At 57.3% G+C, this 22,172-nt stretch carries 11 protein-coding genes; 7 read left to right on the forward strand and 4 right to left on the reverse strand.

Annotated features, from left to right (window positions below; translation table 11 throughout):
* Positions 1-444 precede the first annotated feature (444 nt).
* The 7 genes from nusG (at position 445) to AC24GY_RS26770 (ending at position 10,426) form a co-directional block, all read left to right on the forward strand.
* Positions 445-996 (forward strand): transcription termination/antitermination protein NusG, encoded by a 552-nt coding sequence (gene nusG / locus AC24GY_RS26740; RefSeq protein WP_487689275.1) that lies wholly within the window; start codon positions 445-447, stop codon positions 994-996.
* Positions 997-1,641: 645 nt separating this feature from the next.
* Positions 1,642-1,962, forward strand: a complete 321-nt coding sequence (locus tag AC24GY_RS26745; RefSeq protein WP_487689277.1) for a YMGG-like glycine zipper-containing protein — start codon at positions 1,642-1,644, stop codon at positions 1,960-1,962.
* A gap of 1,202 nt (positions 1,963-3,164) precedes the next feature.
* Complete coding sequence (locus tag AC24GY_RS26750) at positions 3,165-4,577, forward strand: DNA cytosine methyltransferase (RefSeq protein ID WP_487689278.1); 1,413 nt, start codon at positions 3,165-3,167, stop codon at positions 4,575-4,577.
* A gap of 23 nt (positions 4,578-4,600) precedes the next feature.
* A complete protein-coding gene (locus AC24GY_RS26755; protein WP_487689280.1) occupies positions 4,601-6,334 on the forward strand; it encodes a GmrSD restriction endonuclease domain-containing protein in 1,734 nt (577 codons plus the stop codon).
* Complete coding sequence (locus AC24GY_RS26760; RefSeq protein ID WP_487689282.1) at positions 6,331-7,470, forward strand: AAA family ATPase; 1,140 nt, start codon at positions 6,331-6,333, stop codon at positions 7,468-7,470. Before AC24GY_RS26755 ends, AC24GY_RS26760 begins: the two co-directional genes overlap by 4 nt.
* Positions 7,471-7,473: 3 nt before the next feature.
* On the forward strand, positions 7,474-8,409 hold the full coding sequence (locus tag AC24GY_RS26765) for a hypothetical protein (protein WP_487689284.1): 936 nt from the start codon (positions 7,474-7,476) through the stop codon (positions 8,407-8,409).
* Between the two features lie 406 nt (positions 8,410-8,815).
* On the forward strand, positions 8,816-10,426 hold the full coding sequence (locus tag AC24GY_RS26770; RefSeq protein WP_487689286.1) for an ABC-F family ATP-binding cassette domain-containing protein: 1,611 nt from the start codon (positions 8,816-8,818) through the stop codon (positions 10,424-10,426).
* A gap of 823 nt (positions 10,427-11,249) precedes the next feature.
* On the opposite strand, the gene AC24GY_RS26775 is transcribed toward AC24GY_RS26770, so the two are convergent.
* From AC24GY_RS26775 to AC24GY_RS26790, 4 genes are all read right to left on the reverse strand, one after another.
* On the reverse strand, positions 11,250-15,005 hold the full coding sequence (locus tag AC24GY_RS26775; protein WP_487689288.1) for a protein kinase domain-containing protein: 3,756 nt from the start codon (positions 15,003-15,005) through the stop codon (positions 11,250-11,252).
* A gap of 186 nt (positions 15,006-15,191) precedes the next feature.
* Positions 15,192-17,396 carry a copper-transporting P-type ATPase gene (locus AC24GY_RS26780; RefSeq protein ID WP_487689290.1) on the reverse strand — a complete coding sequence of 735 codons (2,205 nt, stop codon included), beginning with the start codon at positions 17,394-17,396 and terminating at the stop codon, positions 15,192-15,194.
* 399 nt (positions 17,397-17,795) lie between these two features.
* Positions 17,796-20,846 carry a DUF1553 domain-containing protein gene (locus tag AC24GY_RS26785; RefSeq protein ID WP_487689292.1) on the reverse strand — a complete coding sequence of 1,017 codons (3,051 nt, stop codon included), beginning with the start codon at positions 20,844-20,846 and terminating at the stop codon, positions 17,796-17,798.
* Between the two features lie 847 nt (positions 20,847-21,693).
* On the reverse strand, positions 21,694-22,023 hold the full coding sequence (locus tag AC24GY_RS26790) for a hypothetical protein (protein WP_487689294.1): 330 nt from the start codon (positions 22,021-22,023) through the stop codon (positions 21,694-21,696).
* Between the last annotated feature and the right edge of the window lie 149 nt (positions 22,024-22,172).

Consider the following 22,172-nt stretch of genomic DNA (forward strand, 5'->3'; position numbering starts at 1 on the left):
GTGCTACCATTCGTGTCGTGGAGTCAGCGGAGGGGTGGGTGGTGCGCGGGCGGAGAGACAGGATTAACGGGATGGCATGATTGACAGGATTAACGGAGGTGGATGGATAGACGGATGCGGGCGTTGTGAGCAGGCGAGGCATTCCTGCGGGGGGGATCCGGAATTGAGTGGCCGCAAAGAGGCGTAAAAAAGGAGGGGAAAAAAGGGATTCTGAAGGAACGGAGCCTTGTTCGCGGAGGCTGCGAAGGACAGGGTGGCGGAGGGGTTCACGGGGGTGTTACTCCTGTTCGGAAGGACACAAAGGACGGAAGGGACTGAAAGGACGGCGTGTTCTAGGACAGTTGGATGTTTGGCGCTGTTCGTGCGTAAACGCTGTTCGTGCGTAAACTTTGGATAGTGGTTGCCTCGGCGTTGTGGAGGGGCAGTTTGAATCATTGTTCACCCATGAAAGAAAAAAAAGAAACCATCCCGGCCTGGTACGTGGTGCATACGCGCCCGAAGTGCGAGCATATCGCGGCTTCGCTGATGGTGGGGCTGGAGGGTGTGGAGACGTACTGCCCGCGCATCCGGTTTCAGAAGAACACGCGGCGGGGCAAGGTGTGGTTCGTGGAGGCGCTGTTTCCGAGCTACTTTTTTGCGCGATTCATTCCGAATGATTCGATGCGGGCGGTGAAGTACTCGCAGAGTGTGATCAAGGTGGTGGATTTCGGGGGCAACCTGACGTCGGTGCCGGACTCGGCCATCGCGGCGCTGAAGGAGGAGATGAAGGACCTTGAGATTTGCGAGGTGGAGGTGGGTGTGAAGGTGGGTGACACGGTGGAGCTGACGGAAGGGCCGATGCGCGGGATGAAGGGGATCGTGAATGCGATGCTGACGGGTGTGGAGCGTGTACGGATTTTGCTGGAGTTTTTGGGACGGGAGAATGCGGTGGAGGTGCCGCTGTCGAAGATCCTGACGGAGCATACGCCACGGACGGTGCTTGCGGCGTCGCGTTGAGAACGCCGGCGGCTTTTGCGGCCATTGCGGACGAGTGTGGAGCCCTAGTTTTGACAAAGGAATGTCAGGCAGAGGAATGGTCTGCATTCAGGCGGTCATTCCGGGAGGAATTGCAGGAAGATGAGGAGAGTTTTTAACCGCTGATTTGACGCTGATGAGACGCTGATCAAGGCATCCAGAAAATCCTGAGTTTTGGATTGTTAGTTCGGTGACTGGGTGGCGCGTGTGGAGCCGTTGGTTTTAGCAAAGGAATGGGTGAGCAAGGGAATGACTGAGGTGAGAGCTTGGGGATGAGACAGAGTGGGATTTGAACCACTGACTGGACACTGACTGACACTCATCAAGGCAGCGGAAAATTTGGATTCTGGATGGTTATTCGATCACTGGCAGTGGGTATGGGGCTTTGGTTTTTGGCAAAAGAATGGTGGGCAAAGGAATGGCAGAGAAAAGAGCTTGGGGAGGTGGTTGTTTTGTCTGGTTGCTGCACGGTGCCTGGTTTTTGCACGAGTGAAAAACGGGCTTCATTGAGCGGCCTTCCGGTGTGGCATCTGCGGTGGAGTACGACCGCTGTGCACGCGAGGTGCGATTTTTTACAGGGCAGCGCTGTGGCGTTGTTCACTCCATCAAAACCCAACACCCTTATTTATGAAAACGTTCATTCTTAACGCGATGGCCGTGGTTTCTCTGGCCTCCTGCGCCACCGGGCCAAACGCCCAAACCGGCTCTGTGATCGGCGGCCTGGGAGGTGCGGCCGTGGGCGGCATCATTGGCAATCAAAGCGGACGCGGCCTGGAAGGCGCGGCGATTGGCGCCGGCCTGGGAGCTCTCGCAGGCAACGCGATCGGCAACTCGCAAGACCAGCGCCGGTACTACAACACGGGCTATGGCTATGGGCCGTATTACAACCGCCCGTACTATAACCGTCCTTACTACGGGCCCGGTCCGGGCTACTATCGTGGGTATTGATTGTTGAAGCGCCTCATTGCGGACGTTTCGTTCGATGTGAATCGCCGCTGATTGGGGTGGTGGTTGGTACGCCGCCCTTTTTCAGTCTTGCCTCCAAGCCTGCCGGCAGCAAGTCCTGCTGCTTTGACAATTGCCGCTTGGGGTGCTTTTGCGGCCATTGCTGACGTGTGCGGAGCCCTAGTTTTGACAAAGGAATGTTAGGCAGAGGAATGATCTGCATTCAGGCGGGTCATTCCGGCAGGAATTGCAGGCTGAAGATCAGAGTTTTTAACCGCTGATTTGACGCTGATTCAGAATCGGAATCAGTCCCATGATCGCGCTGGGCGATGGACAGAGGGTTTTGACATTACGTATGTGCTGAGAATTGTTTCTGAATCAGGCCGCTGCGCGGCTGCTTCACGCGGTCTTTCCTGAGAAATCGTTTTTTTTCCAAACAAAGTCTTAAATTCATTTGTGGAATGGGTCATTTGGGTGATTATCACCTGTGACTTTTACACAAAAAAGCATAGGTTGCCGAAATGGCAGAGCCTGCGCTGCGCGGAAAGAGCGCGCTGGATCGCCAAGGTCGAGATCGCAGCAGAATATTATCGATCAAAGAATCACCGCGAAAAATCTACATTTTGCCCGGCCTCTTATCGAAAGGTCGGCTCACGGTGGGCATGAGAACCTCCATGACTCTCTCGACCGATCCCAGGCCTTATTCTGTATCCGCCTCTTGACTTCATATTGCCAAAACTGTTCATATGAGTATCATTTTTGCAATGAGCCTAGAATACCGAGCGCCCCACGTCATTGGATTTTTGTGCACCGAAATCCGGTTACTGCACAAATCAACGGAACGCGATTGCATACACAAATTTATGTGCGAAAGAACATTAAATCATGTGCCAACAGCCAAAGGTTCCGTGACGTACTCCACATTCATAGACGAACTCGATAGGGCAGGACTCACTGTTCGTGGGTTTGCAGATATCATCTCTATGAATCGCAACTCTGTATCAAACTATGCGAGCCAAGGCATGGTTCCCCACCACCTAGCAGTTATTGCCGCGCTACTAGGCGAGATGAAATCCAAGGGCGTAGATTTTACGACTGTTCTGAAGCGCGTCGAAGGAACAAAAAAAAGGCCCCGAGGCAGAGCTCGAACTGGGAGATTTGGAGGCGACCCCCAAGAGCAACTTGAATTTAACTAATCGTCTATTTTGAACTCCGCACACAAAATTAAATTGGTGGAAAAAATGCCAAGTCTGAACAAAAGCAAGAAAGGCCGCAAAGCAGTCGCAACAACTCCGACTGCTGAATCGATCCCTCTCAACTCTTTTTTTGCTGGCATTGGAGGCTTTGACTTGGCGTTTAAACGCAATGGCTTTGAGACTTCATTTTATTGCGAAAACAATCCATTTTGCAGAAGTGTGCTGGAACGGCATTGGCCAGGGATCAAGAATGCCGACGATATATTAAACCTAACCGCTGATAATATCCCCAAGTCAGACATTTGGACGGCGGGCTTCCCTTGCCAGGATCTCTCACTAGCTCGTACGCCTCATGGCTCCCGAAGTGGGTTAAGCGGAACGAGATCCGGCTTGTTCTACACGTTTGCCAATTTATTAGCTGCTCACAAACCACGAGTAGTTCTCCTTGAAAATGTGGTTGGATTGCTCAATGCACACAAGGGAGCCGACTTTAATAGTATTTTGGACTCACTAACCGCGCTAGGATACGCAGTCTCTTGGCGAATACTGAATGCCCGGTACTTTGGCGTGCCGCAGTCTCGTCCGCGTGTGTTTATTTGTGCCTGGCTCAATTCACCTGAGCAAGCACTGAATACTTTGTTTGAACCAGAGGAAGTGCTCGCGCCCTCAGATGTCAGGCTAGGATTTTTGGAAGAATCAAAATGTCCTAAATCTGGAATTTCTGTGCCTCAGGTATCTTTTTGTATTTCCGCGACTTCAGGCCGACACACTGGGCTAGATTGGGCAAGATCATACGTTACATATCCCGATGCTGTTAGGAGACTCACTCCCGTTGAATGCGAGCAACTACAAGGGTTCCCGAAAAATTGGACCCTGCCCGGTGATGATTTGAAAATTGCGACCCGCCGAATCGAAAGCAGTAGATACCATGCGGTCGGCAATGCTGTTTGCGTACCGGTTGTTGAATGGATAGCCAAGCGCATTTTGGCCCAATTTAATAATCCAATAGAATATGGGGAAGCAATAACGCCCGCTCAACACGCGGTATTCAGCAAACTAAGCCCAAACTATTTACCGGGAACGTTACGCCCTCAGAGCGACACGACGGCTTCCATCACTCATACATGGAGGTCTGGCGGTGTCGCATATGGTCAACATTTCATCACAGGCGCAGTGCCTCCTTGCCCGGTCAAAAGTGTCACATCTCGATTCATTGACATCATCGAAAAAGACAATGTCAGCCCTCACTATTTTCTAAGCGTAAATGCCGTTAAGGGGATTATACGTCGCGTGGACAATCTTGGTCGAACACTGTTCCCCCCCCTTGACTCGACACTGCGTTCGCTAGTAGGTGACCCCGTACGAGACCGCCGACCGGTTTTTATTTCCGCTAAGAGGAACGAAATACGTGCATCAGCATAGAATCGCTAAGATCAATAAAGGGAATGCAAAATTTTTTCATCATCCGGCTCGGCGCTGATAGCGAAAGCGAGATTCGTAATATCGATTCGTTCACGCAATATTTTACCGGGGAACTACCAATCAGCGTTCTTTGCAAGCAGGTTCCAACGGATCTGCATGAAGACGATTTCGCAATCGTCTGGCTTGGGACCAATAATAACAAGGGCGGCAAGACCTCTTGGATACAAGGAATACGCGCCGTAGGAAAGATAACACGCGTTTCTATTGGAGGGGGGTATTCAGATACAAAATCAGTAAAGATTAGCATCGGAACAATCCTTCCTCGATCCATTACAAAAATCGAAATCATAACCAAGCAACCGCTGTTATATACCAAGCTTGTGGAGATGCCGGTCTTAGGCGCAAATAACTATAGCAGTCAGGTTATTCAGCGGATACATTTGGATAATAAAAACCAAGATATCAATGCGTTATTTGTAGCGCTCGATTATATCGCCCCTGGATTCCAATCGACAATTTGCTCCGCGTATCCCGATTTATCAAACTTTTTTCAATACCCCATCCCTTTAGGCGATTTACAAACTATTGATGTCAATAAAGCAGACTCTACTGGCATTGAAACGGACGACGCCTTCGAAGCTGAGAGCGACTCTGGATCTGATATTATTGAGGTTCCTTTTGATCCCTCAAAGATTGATATCATTGCCAAGCCTATGACGATTAGCAGCTTGGAGGACCGCCTAGACAATGAAGAACTGGACTTAACACCCGAGTTTCAACGACAAGCCAACCTTTGGGATATAAAACGTAAATCCCGTTTGATAGAATCGATCTTGCTCAAGATTCCACTGCCATCATTCTACTTTAGCGAAGATTCTAATGGTAGCTATGCAGTGGTTGACGGACTTCAGAGGCTATGCGCCGTATTCCATTTTAAAGACAATGCTTTACTCAACAGGGTGACTGGCGTTCAGCTCGCACCTCTCGCTCTATCAGGGTTGCAATATCTGAAGGAACTTGAGGGTAAGTTGTACATAGATCTTGAACGCAAGTTTCAACGCAGAATATCTGAATTGGAGGTCACTGCGAATGTGATCCGTGCTAACACGCCTTCTGCTGTCAAATTCAATGTCTTTGCCAGACTGAACCAAGGCGGGATGCCTTTAATCGCTCAGGAAATTAGAAACGCCATTTTTCCAGGTCCCTGGCGGAATGAGGTCCGAAAAATGGCCGAGAGCCAAGAATTTCGAATTGCCACAGAATATAAAATACCCAAAGCACGGCAAGAGGACATGGAACTGGTTCTGCGTTTCGTTAGTCTTTGGCAACTTGGATCTTCATTTTCAAGGCCAACAAATCAAACTCTGGATGAGTTCCTTAATTCTGTCGTAGAACATACATTAGTTCAGTGGAAGTCAGAGCAATGGGACGATGCCCGGCAGGCATTTTATCGTGGCTTAACTCTCTCTACGCAATTATTTGGCAAACACGCATTCCGCAAAAGCGTAGGCTCAAAAGCTCGAACACCGATCAATAGAGGGCTCTTTGAAGCTGAAATGGTCGCTCTGGCTGAGCTAGATTCCGGTCATGCCTCAGTTTTACTCCGAAAAAGCCAAAGCCTTGAAAAGGACCTTCATGAAGCGCTTAGCTCAAACAAGAGCTTTGTACAATCCTTACTTTCTGCGACGGGCTCAGCAGAAGCCTCGAATATGAGAATAAGTACGCTAAGAGAACTGATCTCACGAAACCTAAAATGATTAAACGTCTTGAATTAAGAAATTTTAAGTCGGCTCAAAAGATCGACTTAAATTTTGGGACACTAACAGTTCTAACTGGGCTAAACGGCTCAGGAAAGAGTTCTGTACTTCATTCCCTAGCCCTGATTCGTCAGAGCATAGAGAATCGTAATCGTATTCCACGACTGCTTTTAGGGGGAGAATTGCTATGTCTAGGTCGAAGCGAAGATATAAGATTCGAAGCTGCCTTGGAGGATGACATCGGAATAAAGGTTGTAACCGAAGACGGCACATTGTCTATAGTAGCACATGCTACACAAGGTAGCGATACTCTTAAAGTTACATGTATTCCAGAAGACGTCAGCGTGGTGGCTAAATTATTCTTGGAAGGGTTCCAATACATCCAGGCGGACCGAATAACACCGGCAATTCAATACTTGGTGACGAATACTTCTCAACGTGAATCAGGCTGGTTAGGGTGCCGAGGCGAATTCACTATTGATTATTTACTTCAAAATTACGGCAAGAAAGTTTCATGCAAGAGGCAATTTCCAACGGATCACAAATCTGTCTCGCCAGAACTTCTAGTTCAAGTTGCTCCAACTGATGGACTCCTTGACCAATCTTCAGCTTGGCTCCAGCTCATTAGTCCTGGTGCGAGATTGAGAATTGCTGCGGTAGATCTGGCTGATGTAACGTCTCTCCGCTTTGCATATACAGGCACAACTGTTGATTCTGGTAGTAGGGAACACCGACCAACGAATGTGGGATTTGGATTGACTTACGTACTGCCAATCATTGTTGCGGCGCTCTCAGCTGCTCCAAACGCCCTAGTTCTTGTTGAGAATCCCGAGGCCCATTTGCATCCCCAAGGACAGTTCGCCCTAGGACAGCTTTTGGCACGCTGCGCCGCCGATGGAATACAGATTGTCGTTGAAACCCATAGTGATCACCTTCTTAACGGCATACGTGTTGCAGCTAAGAATGGCATTGTTTCACACGAAGCCGTAGCAGTCCACTTTTTCACCCGTGATATAGAGTCAGGCGCGTCCAAAGTGGATTCTCCAGTTTTGTTTTCAACCGGGCGTTTCAGTGAATGGCCTGATGGATTTTTCGATGAATGGAGCAAGGCTCTGGATGAACTTCTCGATATTTGAGTCATGAGCATTCCTCTCTTATTTTTGGATTCTGCCTCGTGTGGGCGGCGCAGCATGGGAAAAGACGAAGCAACGAAAGCGATTACAACGCTCTTAGATGTGCTCAAATCGCTACGACGAGTTAATAAAAAGATCTCTTTGAACTGCGATTGCCCTGTTGGACAACTCGCAATTTCTACCGAATGGACTATTTCTGCTCTCCTAGGAGGAAATGAATTCAAAGAAGAATGGGGATTTATCCGAGATTTAAACGCGAGGTCACCAATCGGCATAGGACTAGAACAGCTAAGGACGACAGTTGATGGTGCTGAATTTAAAACAGACCCTTCCGGCATAATCTCAATCGCCGTCGTATGGGCCATCCTAGCTGATACTGGAATTGTCAGTTTGGTCAGTCACCCGGATTGGTCTGAGGCATATATTGTTGGTGCATATCGATCTCTCGGTGAGGATGCTGATATTCTGGAGCAAAATAGGTCCGTGCGAAATATGTCGTTAGAGACACACGTCGTAGTCCATGAAGAATGGCTTGGAAAGCTAGGATTTCGTCGTTACCCCAATGTTGAAGAGCTGTGGGAGAAAAGAGACGAGCTATTTCCTTCCGTTATCTTACTGCCGAACGTGAAAAAAAATCTGGAGGACTTAGTGGCAAGCACTCTCGCATACCGGCAAGCTTTAGATACCCTAACGGAAATCTCGACAGCGTTGCAAACGTGGGATCCTCGCCGTCCAATCAAAGAGGTCCTTGCTCATGCCACTCCAGAAGGCGAGACTCGAAAACGCGTTTGCTGGTTCAAAGATCCATTCACTGGTGAAAAGGAGCTTTTTGATATGCATGTTCGCTTTACCGGAGGTATTCCTGGACGAATACATTTTCGGACGGACGGGAGTGGTTCTCTGTATGTAGCCTATATTGGATGGAAGATTCCTGATCCATAACTGTACACAGAGTGTGTGGACCATACCTCGCTGGGTTTTGTTGGGCCGAAGTCTTTATGGCGGAGCGGCTCTGGCGAATTCCGAAGTGATTTCCAAAAGGGGGGCACGGGGACGTTTGGCGGCGGTTGGAGGACCAAGCGCCCAACCTGCGTGCTTTGCGAGGGCCTCCTACTTGTGAACGCGAGAATGGTCGCGAATAAGGGGGAATCAGAATTCAAGGCTGCGGCTTGATGCTGAGCGTGCTTTTTCGTGTGGAGGAGATTGGGGGAGGTGCGAAGGTTGTTCTTGGTGCGGGGTGGCAGGCCGGAGCCGATTAAAAATCGGCGCTCCCAGTACGGATCCGGAGGCGGCCTGGGGCATGCTTGGCCTTGCAAGTGGCGTGGGGTGAGGTAGCTGATCTGCCCCCATGCTTACCATTCGCGACGTCACCAAGACTTTCAATGCCCGCACGCTGTTCAGCGCGGCATCCATGACCATCAACTATGGAGAGCGCGTGGCGCTGGTGGGGCCGAATGGGGCGGGGAAATCGACGCTGTTTTCGCTGATCCTCAAAACCGATGTGCCGGATGCGGGTGAGGTGATCCGGGATGAGTGGACGACGGTGGGATTTCTGCCGCAGGAGAGCGAACCGGTGGGTGACGAAACTGTGCTGGAAGTGGCAACGGGCAAGGCGGGGGAGATTGAGGCGCTGGAGAAGGCGCTGAGCGCCTTTGAGGCGGCGGGGGATGTTTCGAGCCCGGAATATTTCGAAGCGCATGCGAAGCATGATGCGCTGCAGGACCCGCAGACGGAGGCGAAGGCGAAGCGCATTCTGAAGGGACTGGGCTACAAGGAGGAGGATTTCGCACGGCCGGCGCGGGAGTTCAGCGGTGGCTGGGTGATGCGTGCGCATATGACGCGGCTGCTGGTGATGGAGCCGGATCTGCTGCTGCTGGATGAGCCGACGAACCATCTGGACCTGCTGTCGCTGATGTGGTTCCGGAATTACCTGAAAAACTACCCGGGGGCGCTGCTGATCATCTCGCATGACCGTGACTTCATGGATGAGCTGGTGCAGCAGGTGTATGAGATCGAGGAGGGGAAGCTGCAGTCCTACCAGGGGAACTACAGTGACTACCTGAAGCAGCGCGAGGAGAACTACGAGCGCGCGATGCAGTCGTACAAGAATCAGCAGAAGGAGATCGAGCAGATCCAGGACTTCATTGACCGGTTCCGGTCGGTGGCATCCAAGGCATCGCAGGCGCAGAGCCGTGAGAAGCAGCTGGCGAAGATGGAGAAGCTGGACAAGCCGCGGCCGCTGCGGAAGGGCTTCCGCTTTAACTTCCCGCAGCCTCAGCGGAGCGGGCAGCGCCTGATCGCGCTGACGGACATTCATCAGGCGTATGGCACGAAGCAGGTGTACAAGGGCCTGGACCTGGAGATCGAGCGTGGGGAGCGGACGGTGCTGGTGGGGCCGAACGGATCTGGGAAATCGACGCTGATCAAGATTCTGGCGGGCGAGGTGCCGTTTCAGAAGGGTGAGCGCAAGCTGGGGACGAATGTGAAGCTGGGGTATTTCTCGCAGCACCGGGCGGATACTTTGGACCCGGACTGCAGTGTGCTGGAGGAGCTGAAGCGTGTGGCGCCGGAGCTGCGTGAGGATGAGGCGCGGAGCATTCTGGGGTCGTTCCTGTTCAAGCGTGAGGACGTGCACAAGAAGTGCCGGGTGCTGAGCGGTGGTGAGAAGAGCCGGGTGAACCTGGTGAAGTTTCTGGTGGATCCGCCGAACCTGCTGCTGATGGACGAGCCGACGACGCATCTGGACATTTGGGCGATCGAGGGGCTGATCCTGGCGCTGCAGAAGTTTGAGGGGACGCTGGTGTTCATCAGCCATGACGTGCATTTCATTCGGTCGCTGGGAACGAAGGTGCTGCACATCGTGGATGGGAAGGTGACGGCGTATGCGGGGGATTATGATTATTACCTGCAGAAGACGGGCGCGGAGGAGAATGCGCGTGCGGCGGTGGTGGCGGGGTGAGAATGACGGAGGGCGGAGGTGGCCGCAAAAAGGCGCAAAAATGGGGATTCGTTTTTGCTGAGGGTGTGTTTTGCGGTTTTTGTGACTGAGCTTTTGCGGAGGGGTGGGGCGGAAGGGTGGTTTGTGGACGTTCGTCCGGAACCGCCTGAAGGCGGGACTACAATACGTATGCTGGGTTTGCGAGGGTCGGGGAGGAGGTGTGCGGCGGTGGGGATGAGGTGGCCGCAAAAAGGCGCAAAAAAGACGCAAAAATGGGGATTCGTTTTTGCTGAGGGTGTGTTTTGCGGTTTTTGTGACTGATCTTTTGCGGAGGGGTGGGGCGGAAGGGTGGTTTGTGGACGTTCGTCCGGAACCGCCTGAAGGCGGGACTACAATACGGGCGCTGGGTTTGCGAGGTCGGGCAGCAGGTGCGCGGCGGTGGGGATGAAGTGGCCGCAAAAAGGCGCAAAATGGGGATTCGTTTTTGCTGAGGGTGTGTTTTGCGGTTTTTGTGACTGAGCTTTTGCGGAGGGGCGGGGCGGAAGGATGGTTTGTGGTCGTTCGTCCGGAACCGCCTGAAGGCGGGACTACAATACGTATGCTGGGTTTGCGAGGGTCGGGGAGGAGGTGTGCGCCTCCAGAAACCGCACTCGGAGAGTGCGGACCAGTTCACGCTGGTTGGGCGAGAGGATGATGAGCGAATGATCAGTTTCGGGACCCGTTGCGGCGCATGGGTCCAAGGCATTGCCATGCGACAGGACGCACCTTTGGTGCTGATGAACGGGGTCGGGCTGCGAAGCCGCGAAGCGAAACCCCGTCGCCTTGGGCACGTAATTCGCGCGGTCTACTTCGGCGGGGCGGGGACGAGGAGTTTGGCGCGGTCGGCGGCGTCGCGGTCTTTGGGACGGAAGCGGAGGAGCTCGCGGGCGGCGGCGGGGGAGCCCTGCTGCTTGAGGGAGGCGAGGTAGTCTTCGAAGGACTGGCGCTCGAAGGGTGATAGGGGGCGGGTGGAGGTGGTGGCGAGGAGCCAGCGGGCCCAGGTGACGGCGGTTTCTTCGCCTTTGGCGGGCGTTTTGGGAATGGCGGCGACGGCGGCTTCGTAGTCCTCCAAGGACAATTCTTCCATGTTGCCTGCCGGGGTGAGGCGAAGGCGGGCGAGGCCTTCGGCGAGCTGCAGGAACCACTCGGGCAAGGTGGTGCCTTTGGGGGGCATGGCGGCGCTGAAGAAGCCGTGGCCGGCGACGCGGAAGAGGACGCTGCTGCCGTCATCTGAGACGCGGGCGACGACGATGCCTTCTTCCTCATTGTTGCTGCGCGGGGTATCGCGGATGCCGGGGGTGAGGCAGTCTCCGGTGCGGAGCTCCCAGACGCGGAGTTCGCCTTCATCCGTGACGGTGACGAGACGCTGATCATCGGGACTGAGGGCGATCACCGGTACATAGGAGTGGTGCTGCATGGTGACGATGTTTTGGCGAGTGGCGATGTCCCAGACGCGCACGGCGCGATCGCGACCGGAAGTGATGAGGAGTTTTTCATCCTGGCTCAGGGTGACGGCTCCGACGGCCGGCGGATGATGGAAGGGCTTGCCGAGGGGCTTGAGCGTTTTGGCATCGTAGATGAAGACCGTGCCGTCTGGATCTGCGGCGGCGTACATGGTCTTTTTGCGGTTGGCGCCGCCGGCTTCGGAGTAGCGGAGCTGCTCGGGCGAATTGTCCGGGCCTTTGATGCGAGTGATGAGATTTTTGTCGAGGACATCGACGAATTTGCGACCGGACATGCGCTCATGGACGTCCCAGGCCTGGACGAAGGGATTGCCGCCGGGAGCGAGGACGAGGAGAGAGCCGTCGCGGGTGAATTTGGCGTCTTTGACGGTGTGATCGATGTGGGAGGAGAGGAGGGCTCCGGTTTGGATGTCGAACACGCTGACATCGCCATGCCTTGAGACGGTGGTGATGAGGCTGGTGTCCGCGGCGGGCATGGCCTTGATGATTTCGCCGTCATGCTTGCGGATGGGATAGCGGAGCTGGCCGTTGCTGAGATTCCAGACGTGGACGTAACCGCCCCCGTCGCCGACGACGACGGACTGGCCATCGGCGCTGAAGGCGAGCGAGGTCACGGAGGAAGGATGCACCAGAGCTGGCAGGACCTCGCCCGCATTGCGGAAGCTGCCGACAAAGACTTCGCCTTTGCTCATGCCGAGGGCGACCAACTCCTGCACGGGCTCGATGGCGACATGGAGGAGGCCTTTGTCCACCTCGATGGGATCGCCGACGGCCTTGCCGAGACGGAGATCCCAGGTGGTGGCGGCGCCGCCTGGGCCGGTGGGGTCGATGAGGCTGCCGCTGAAAATGGAGGCGGCAAAGACGCCGTCGTTGTCCACGGCGATCTCGCCGACGGCGCCTTTTTGCTTCATGACGACGGCGGGGTCCTGCGGCTGGCGGAGGTCCCAGAGGTGGATGGAGCCCATGTCGGCGGCATCGACTTCACTGCCGGCGAGGAGCTTGGTACCATTGCCGGAGAAGGCGATGCAGGTGACGATGTTTGGCAGGCGCGGCTGGAGGGTGCGGCGCTTGCCGTCTTTGAGGGTCCAGAGCTCGACATTGCCATCGTCGCGTGCGACGACGGCGTGCTGGCCGTCGGGGGTGACATCGAGGCAGGTGACTTCCACGCCGGGCGGGACGGGATGATCGGTGCGCTCCCCGGTTTTCATGTCCCAGATGGAAATGATTTCACGGCGGGGTGCGCGCACGGCCACCTGGCCGGGGGTGGCCTTGGGCTTGAGGAAGGAGGCTGCGACGACCTTGTTTGTCTCACGACTGACGGCCACCTTGGCGGCTTCCACGGTTCCTTCGGGCAGGGCCAGCGGGGCGGTGTCCGGACGAATGAGGTGAACGTTTGCCAGGAGCGAGAGGAGATTGGTGGAGGAAAGCTCGTTCGTGGGATCTGTGCGCAAGGAGCGCGTGAGATAAGCGACGGCGTCATTGTACTGACCGCGCTCGGAGAACTGGCGGGCCATCTGCTCGTCGGAACGGCTGAAGGATTTTTTGAGGTTTTCGCGGCCGAGCTCGGCTTCGATGCGGTTGCGCTCCGCTTTGAAGTACAGGGCGGTGCTGGTGATGCCGCCGATGAGGACGGCGAGGGAGATGGCGATGGCGGCGGCGACGCCGACACGGTGACGGCGGACGAACCGGGCGATGAGGTAACTTCTGCTGGGCGGACGCGCGGTGATGGGCTCGTAGCTGAGGTAGCGCGTGATGTCGTCTGCGAGATCGTCGGCGCTGCCGTAGCGGCGGTTGGGGTCGCGTTCGAGGGCCTTGAGGGCGATCCAGTCGAGGTCTCCCTGAACGGTGGGCTCGATGGTGGAGGGCTTGGGGGGATCTTTTTCCGCGAGATCGCGCAGCAGGACGTGGATGGGCTTTGCGGCGATGTCCGAAGGGGTGATGAGAGCGCGGCCGCAAACGAGCTCGAAGAAGACGCCGCCGAGGGCATAGACGTCTGAACGGGTATCGACATGCGAGCTGCCGTTTTCGATCTGCTCCGGGCTGATGTAGCCGGGGGTGCCGACGAGTTGATCGACGCCGGTGGCGATGGTGTGGCCGGAGCCTTCGCCTTCGAGAACCTTGGCGATGCCGAAGTCGATGACTTTGGGGACGGCCTTGCCGGCTTCGTCCATGACCATGATGTTGCCGGGCTTGATGTCGCGATGGATGATGCCCTTTTGATGGGCATGATTCACGGCGCGGCAGACCGGAATGAAGAGGGCGAGGCGCTGGCGCAGATTGAGATCGTTCTGCTTGCAGTAGCTGGTGATGGAGCGGCCTTTGACCATCTCCATGACGAAGAAGGGAGCGCCGATGTCTGTCTCGCCCGCGTCCAGAATGCGGGCGATGTTTGGGTGCTCCATGATGGCGAGCGTGCGCTGCTCAATGGCGAAGCGGCCGAGGATGTCTGAGGAGGTGACGCCTGCCTTGACGATCTTGATGGCGACGATGCGGTGGATGGGCTTCACCTGCTCGGCACGATAGACGACGCCGAAGCCGCCTTCGCCCAGTTTGTCGAGCAGACGGTAGCGATCGCCGATCCAGCCGTCGTTGCCGGTGAGGGACTCCATGTGGGAGCGCGGCCTGGACGTGGTGCCCATGGAGGCCATGGAGCCCGCCGTGGCGGCAGGGAGGCCGCCGTGGCTCGGCATGGTGGAGGCGCCGGGAAGCGTGGCGGCACCGGGCAGGGTGCCCGGTTTGCCCGTGTGGATGGCAATGGTCTGATCCTCCGGACCGAGCGTGATGTTGCCGGTGTCCAAAGAGGGCGCAAATTTTTGATTCGATCCGCTGCCCATCGTAGCCGCAGGGAGACTGCGGCTGGGATTGGGGATGGCGATGGTCTGATCTTCGGGGCCCAGGGTGATATTGCCGGTGGGTAGCTCGGGAGCGGGAGGCTTGGGCGTGACTGGCGGGGTCACGGGCTTGAGATTGGGAATCGCGATGGTCACGTCCTCCGGGCCCAGAGTGATCATTCCTGTCGGTGCCTCAGCGGGTGGCATGAACTTCGCATCCTCGTTTGAGGAGGAGGGTGGAGCTGGCTTGGCCGGATCAGGGTTCACGGGTGAAGAGGAAATACGGGGGCAATGTTTCAGAGAACCGGGGTGCGGGCAAGCCTTGTAAGCCGGGGGAGGTAAAAAGGTTGGACCCACGAATGAGGGGGCGGTCTGGCAGGATGCTTTTGTTATCAAGGCACGGCGTGGACTGCTGGCGCGTTTTTCCGGACTGAGCTGAAGCTCAGCAGTACTTTACTTGAACTGACGCAGGCGCAGGCTGTTTAAAATCACTGACACGCTGCTCAAGGACATGGCCACACTGGCGATCATGGGATTGAGCAGCCAACCGGTGAAGGGATAGAGGATGCCGGCGGCGAGGGGGATGCCGAGGCCGTTGTATAAAAACGCGAACATGAGGTTCTGGCGGATGACCTTCATGGTGGCGTGGCTGAGGGCGAAGGCCTGATGGAGGGCGCGGAGGTCTCCCTTCACGAGGGTGACGCCGGCGCTTTGAATGGCGACTTCGGTGCCGGAGCCCATGGCGATGCCGACATCGGCGGCGGCAAGGGCGGGAGCGTCATTGATGCCGTCTCCGGCGAAGGCCACATGGCGGTCTTTGCCGCGTGCCTGATAGACGTGGAGCAGTTTTTCCTTGGGAGAGACTTCGGCGGCGACTTCGTCGATGTTCAGATCTTTGGCGACGCGCTGCGCGGTGGCGAGGGCGTCTCCGGTGATCATCTGCAATTTCAAACCGAGCGCGTGAAGCGATGCAATGGCTGCCGGGGCGGACTCCTTGATCTTGTCCTTGATGGCGATGAGGCCGAGCGGTTTCTCGTTGAGCACGACGACCACGACGGTGCAGCCCTCTTCCTGCATTTTCACCGATTGGGCGCGGCATTCGGCGCTGATGAAGACGCCGTTCTTTTTCAAGAAGGACTCCTGACCGATGAAGACTTCGCTATCACCGACATTTCCCAGCACACCGCCTCCGGTGACTGACTGGAAATCGGTGACGGCAGCGATGGGGATGTTGCGCTCCTTCGCGGCATTCACGATGGCGGTGGCGAGGGGGTGCTCGCTCATGGATTCGACTGCGGCGGCGCAGGCGAGGAGATCGCGGGCGGAGAGACCGGGGAGTGGGAAGACTTCTGTGACTGAGGGTTTGCCCTCGGTGAGGGTGCCGGTTTTGTCGAGCATCACGATGTCGATCTCGTGAAGGCGTTCGAGAGTTTCGGCGTTCTTGATGAGCACGCCCAGCTGCGCGCCACGACCAAGGCCCACGGTGACGGCCATGGGTGTGGCCAGACCGAGGGCGCAGGGGCAGGCGATGATGAGGACAGCGACAGCATTGACCACGGCAAAGGCGAAGGAGGGCTGCGGGCCAAACTGCCACCAGAGGAGGAAGGTGAGGACTGCCACGCCCACGACTGCGGGAACGAACCAGGCGGAGACGCGGTCTGCGAGACGCTGCACTGGGGCGCGACTGGCCTGCGCCTTGGCGGTCATTTCCACGATCTGACTCAGGAGGGTGTTCGCGCCGACGCGATCCGCACGCATGAGGAAGGTGCCGCTGCCATTCACCGTTCCGCCGGTGACTGAAGCGTTCGCTTCCTTTTTTTGCGGCATGGATTCGCCGGTGAGCATGGACTCATCCACGGTGGAGGAGCCTTCGGTCACGCTGCCATCGACAGGAATGCGCGAGCCGGGTTTGATGCGGAGGACATCGCCGATTTGGATATCATCCACAGGGGTCTCGATTTCCTCGCCATTCCGAATGAGCAGCGCGGTTTTGGGCGCGAGATTCATCAAGGCGCGAATGGCGGAGCCGGTGGCCTTGCGGGCGCGGAGTTCGAGGAGCTGGCCGATCAGGACGAGGACGGTGATGACGGCGGCGCTTTCAAAGTAGAGCACCATGCCGCCGTGGGTGGCAGCGTGGGGAAGCAGGTTCGGCGCGGCCAGCGCGACGGTGCTGTAAAGCCATGCGGCGAGCACGCCGAGGCCGATGAGCGTGAACATGTTGAAGCGCAGGGTGCGCAGCGAATTGGCAAAACGCACCAGCAGAGGCCAGCCGACCCAGAAGACGACGGGCGTGGCCCAGACGAACTGCATCCAGCCGGAGGCTTCGTGGGGGATGTCGCGGATGAGCGGCAGGTCCATGCCCATCGAGAGGAGGACCACCGGAGCGGTCATCGCGGTGCTCCAGCGCACGCGCCACCAGAGATCATTCACTTCGTCGTCACCGCCGTCGCCGCAGCATTCGGGCTCGTTGCGGTGGGCCAGTGGATTTTTTTCCAGAGCCATGCCACACATCGGGCAGGCGCCGGGTTTGTCAGAACGGACGCCCTCGCACATCGGGCAGATGTAGGCGGCGGGAGGCAGGTTTTCCTTCACAGCAGCGGCTGGCTGCGCCTCGTGCGAGGAGCAGTGCGGGCAAGGTGTGGGTGCGTTGGGAAGCATCGCGGTGGTAAGGTAGCCGCACAAACAACGCCATCACCAGCCGATTTTTGGCGAAAGGTGCGCTATGCCCGAGGTTTGCGGGGTGCGGGGAAGAGCGTGGGATGTGTTGTGACAGGAGGTGCTGGGTGGCGCGTCCGGAACCGGCTAAAGCCGGGACTACAATACGTACATTGAGGAATGCGGTGCGTGCGGCAGGTTTGGCGGGACGCCGCTTTGGGTGGCTGGAGGAAGGGTTGAGGACGGAGGCCATTTAATAGCCTGCGAAAGCGGTAGCTCCGATGCAGGCTTGCGCCTTGCATCTGCGCGACCGCACTCCAAAAGGCTGTCGCGTGGCTGCACCTAATCTCCAAAAAGCATGATGTATGTTCTTTACTGGCCGGGTGTCGTTCAAGCCTGACATCAGCCTTTGGTGATGCACTCGTCGAGATTGAGGATGGTGCTGGCGATGGCGTACCAGGCGGCGAACTCGGCGGGGGGGAGGTTTTTGGGGAGTTCTACGTCGGCGCTGAGTTCCTGGGTGGCTTTGGGGTCTGTTTTGGCGGTTTCGAACTGGGTTTCCCAGAGAGTTTTGAGGACGGTGAGTTCCTGGGGTTTGGGTGCGCGCGCGAGGGCGAGACGGAAGGCGTGCTGGAGGCGGGAGTCGAGATCGGTGCCGGGGGATTCGGCGACGATGCGTTTGGCGAAGGCCCGGGTGGCTCCGACGTAAACGGGATCGTTGAGGAGGGTGAGGGCCTGGAGCGGGGTGTTGCTGCGGGAGCGGCGCACGACGCAGGCCATGCGGGCGCTGGCGTCGAAATTCATGAAGCTTGGATAGGGTGAGCCGCGCTTGAGCACGACGTAGAGGCCGCGGCGGTATTGCTCGGCTCCGGGGCTGACGACGTAGTTGTACTGCTGGCCGCCGACTTTCTTCCAGAGGCCTTCGGGCTGAGGCGGGCGAATGGGGGTGCCGCCCTGCTTGAGATTGAGGAGGCCGGCGATGGACAGGGCGTTGTCGCGGATGGTTTCGGCGTCGAGGCGGAAGCGAGGGCCGTGCCAGAGGAGGGAGTTGGAGGGATCGACGGAGGCGGAATTTATGATTTTTGATTTATGATTTATGATTTCCGGAGAGGGAGGCGCGTTGGCCAAAGGGTGGATGGAGCTGCTTTGTTGGTAGGTGGCGCTGAGGACGATTTTTTTGAGGAGGTGCTTCATGTTCCAGCCATTGTCCGCGAACTCGGTGGCGAGCCAGTCGAGGAGTTCGGGATGAGTTGGAGGCGCGCCTTTGATGCCGAAGTCTTCGAGAGTGGAGACGATGCCGGAGCCGAAGAGCTCGGCCCACCAGCGGTTGACGGTGACGCGGGCGACGAGGGGGTTGTCGCGGCTGGCGAGCCATTTGCCGAGGGTGATGCGGTTGGGCGGGCCGCTGAGTTTGCTGTTGAAGATGGCCGGGACTGAGGCGGTGACGGGGTCGGCTGGATCGGTGTAAACGCCGCGTTTGAAAATGGCGCTCATGCGCGGCTGGGGCAGTTCGCGCATGACCTCGGTGGTGGGGACGGCGAGAGCGGTGATCTGCTTTTGCAGTGCGATCTTTTGTTTTTCGAGCTTGGCTAGTTCGGGGTCTTTGGAAAGCGGTGCGGGTGCGGCTTTGCCTTTGCGCCCCTTTTGAACGACGGGCGCGGGCTCTTCGACGTCGGGGAGGCAGGCGGCGACACTGCCTGCGATGCTGGAAATGCGCAGGCAGCCAATGACCAAGCCGTTGCCGAAATTTTGCGCCATGTGGATGCTGAGCTTGGTGCCGGGAGTGATGGCCACGGGCTGCTGGAGTTCAAAGGCGGCCCAGTGAGGTTCGTGGAAGCGCTGGCCGATGGCCCAGGCGCTTTTGCCGGTCTTGGTGATGAGGCTGGCGACTTCGTAGCCTTTTTGCGAGTAGTCGGCGTAGGCGGTCTTGAAGGTCAGCGGCTGTGTTTTGCCGTCGGGGGTGGTGAGGGTGCAGTCGAAGGAGTGGAGAACGAAGTTGGGGCGATTGACCCCTCCCCTTCCCGGCCCATCGCCGGGGATGGAGGTGTGGGTGAGGGTATCGAGCATGAGACCGCTGAGTTCGCCGGCGGTGAGTTCGGTTTCGAATGTGTAGGTGTCTTTGTCGGGGGCGGGGCCGGTGAGAAGGACGCTGCCGTCGGGCTGGAGTTCGGACTCGGCATCGCTCTCGGTGATGAAGGTGGTGGGCTTGAGGGCTTTGACGGCGCTTGATGGGGCGCTTTTGTCGGAGGGTTTGCCGGTGGTGGCGACCTGCTTTTGATAAGCGGCGAGCTGCGCATTCAAGGACTTCATCTGCGCGGCGAGCTGCTCGCGCTGGGCGTCTCCACCGGAGTCGCTGATTTTAAAGGGCGAGCCCTTGAACTGAATGGAGCCGGGTGTGGTGGGGCTGGTGCGCTCGGCCTCTTTCTCGGTGTTGTTGTAGTAGGCGAGGAGTGAGTAGTAGTCGCGCTGGCTGAAGGGGTCGTATTTGTGGTTGTGGCACTGGGCGCATTCGAGCGTGGTGCCGAGCCAGACGGCACCGGTGGTGTTGACGCGGTCGATGACCTGATTGATGCGGCTTTCCTCGGGTTCGGTGCCGGCTTCGACGTTGGTGGGGGTACAGCGGTGAAAGCCGGTGGCGATGATTTGTTCTGGCGTGGCGTTTGGCAGGAGGTCGCCGGCGATTTGTTCGAGGGTGAACTGATCGAAGGGCATGTTGGCATTGAGCGCGTTCACCACCCAATCGCGCCAGGCCCAGACTTCGCGGAGGTCATCGCGCTGGAAGCCGTGGGAGTCGGCGTAGCGAGCGAGATCGAGCCAGGGGCGGGCCCAGCGGACGCCGAACTGATCGGAGGCGAGGAGGCGGGTGGCTAGATGCTCGATGCTAGATGCTGGATCCTGGATGTGTTCCTGAGTGAAGGCGGCGACTTCGGCGGGGGTGGGTGGGAGGCCGGTGAGGTCGAGGGAGAGGCGGCGGATGAGGATTTCGGGAGGGGCGGGGGGAGAGGGAGTGAGGTTGTTGGCTTCGAGTTTGGCGAGGATGAAGCGGTCGATCTCGTTCTGGGGCCAGGATTGGTTTTTGACGGCGGGCAAGGCGGGGCGCTGGGGCGGGATGTAGCTCCAGTGCTGGAGGGTTTCGAGTTTATCGGGCCAGTGGGCGCCGGCGGTGATCCAATCGCGGAGGTGGGAGATTTCGGCGGTGGTGAGGCGGTCGCCGCGTTTGGGCATGGCGTCCTTGTCTTCCTTGGGCAAGGCGACGCGGCGGAGGAGGTCGGAGCCGATTTTGAGGTGTTGCGGAGAGGGGGTGTCGAGGCGGAGGTCGGCTTTGTGGTGCTCGGGGCCGTGGCATTCGAAGCAGGCGCGCTGGAGGACGGGATAGACGTCTTTGGAGAAGTCGGTGCCTGCGGCGTGAAGGGTGGCTGTGGTGAGCAGCGCGATGAAGGCGGGACGGAGCATGCTGCTGTATGAACGAGGCGCGGGGGGCGGACTTTCGGGATCTGTAGAGGCGGGAGCGTGTGCTACAGCAAGAGTGCGCAGGATGAATCGTCAATCTGCGGCGCTCAGGAGTTCTGCGGGCGTGAGTGATTGACGATTGTCGAACAATCGATTGTTGATTTTTGAAGTATCGATCACAGCCTAATGAGAGCGTGTTTGGCGTGATGCATCCTCAGGTGAAAAGCATGGCATGCTGGAATGCCATTCCGTGATGGGTGGTCATCGGAGGCTGGGGTGGCATTGGAACGTCGTCAGACAGCGGAGCCAATCTGCGGCGGCACTGGTTGCAGACGCTGCTGGTGAGCTCTGGGTGCGGTGAAGTGCTGGGTTTGCTTCCCGTGTGGTTTTGGCACTACCCAGGGTCGCCTCGCTGAGGCTCGGCTGACCCTGGGCTGTAATCCGCAGCTCCGTTGGAGCTGGTGTAATGCGGAGCGAAGTGTGGGAAGATGCGTTAGTCAGACAAGGAAGCCAGCGTGCAGGGCACGATGCGCTTTGATCGCCTGAGGCTGGGCATTATGGCGTAGCACTGATACGAATGCGACAGCGTCTGGGAAACGAAGCACAGCGGGTATGTGTGCGGCAAAGTTGGGCGCGAAGTCGCTTTCGCAAACTGGACAGCGGGTTAAGGACGAAGCACATTCTTTACCCCGCGAAAGCGGCAGCTCCGATGCAGGCTTGCGCCTTGCATCTGCGCGACCGCACTCCAAAAACGATGTCGCGGCCTTGGTGGCTGAGTGTTCAATGCACACTGCACATCCCTAGACGAGTGCCGTTCCTTTTATCCAGTTAAGGAATCCCGATGGTTCTGCTACAAGAGGCGGCGGGCGTTGCGGAGGCCGTCGGCGGTGACGACGGCTTGATTGCGGGCGGCGACCATGAAGTCGAGGTAGTTTTGCCACTGCATGGGGCGCAGGGAGGCGAGGCCCATGCTGCGGCGGCTGTAGCCGTAGTCGGCAATTTCCCAGCCGAAGTCGGAATGGCGGTTGCGGTAGTCGGTGCGGTGAATCCAGGCACCGAATTCGTCTTTGCGCCAGACTTCGGGGTCGTTGCCGGGAATGACCTGGGCGAGACTCCAGACGCTGCGGACGACTTCGAGGTCGTAGCCTTCGGCGCTGTGGCTGGAGAGGGGTTCAGACATGGAGAGAATGGAGGATAACAGGGTGAGCTTATTTGGAAGCTGTTTGCATGAACTCAGTTTCCAGATTCCGGCTGAAGCCGGGACTACAATACGTACGCTGGGTGCTTCAGATTTGGGGTGATGCGGGGCTTCCAGAACGGGCTACGATC

Source organism: Prosthecobacter sp. Pr1 (assembly GCF_057652315.1).

Bases quoted from the DNA above. Each gene is read 5' to 3' on its own strand.
- nusG (WP_487689275.1), top strand. From the start codon at position 445: ATGAAAGAAAAAAAAGAAACCATCCCGGCCTGGTACGTGGTGCATACG.
- AC24GY_RS26745 (WP_487689277.1), top strand. From the start codon at position 1,642: ATGAAAACGTTCATTCTTAACGCGATGGCCGTGGTTTCTCTGGCCTCC.
- AC24GY_RS26755 (WP_487689280.1), top strand. From the start codon at position 4,601: ATGCAAAATTTTTTCATCATCCGGCTCGGCGCTGATAGCGAAAGCGAG.
- AC24GY_RS26760 (WP_487689282.1), top strand. From the start codon at position 6,331: ATGATTAAACGTCTTGAATTAAGAAATTTTAAGTCGGCTCAAAAGATC.
- AC24GY_RS26765 (WP_487689284.1), top strand. From the start codon at position 7,474: ATGAGCATTCCTCTCTTATTTTTGGATTCTGCCTCGTGTGGGCGGCGC.
- AC24GY_RS26770 (WP_487689286.1), top strand. From the start codon at position 8,816: ATGCTTACCATTCGCGACGTCACCAAGACTTTCAATGCCCGCACGCTG.
- AC24GY_RS26780 (WP_487689290.1), bottom strand. From the start codon at position 17,396: ATGCTTCCCAACGCACCCACACCTTGCCCGCACTGCTCCTCGCACGAG.
- AC24GY_RS26785 (WP_487689292.1), bottom strand. From the start codon at position 20,846: ATGCTCCGTCCCGCCTTCATCGCGCTGCTCACCACAGCCACCCTTCAC.
- AC24GY_RS26790 (WP_487689294.1), bottom strand. From the start codon at position 22,023: ATGTCTGAACCCCTCTCCAGCCACAGCGCCGAAGGCTACGACCTCGAA.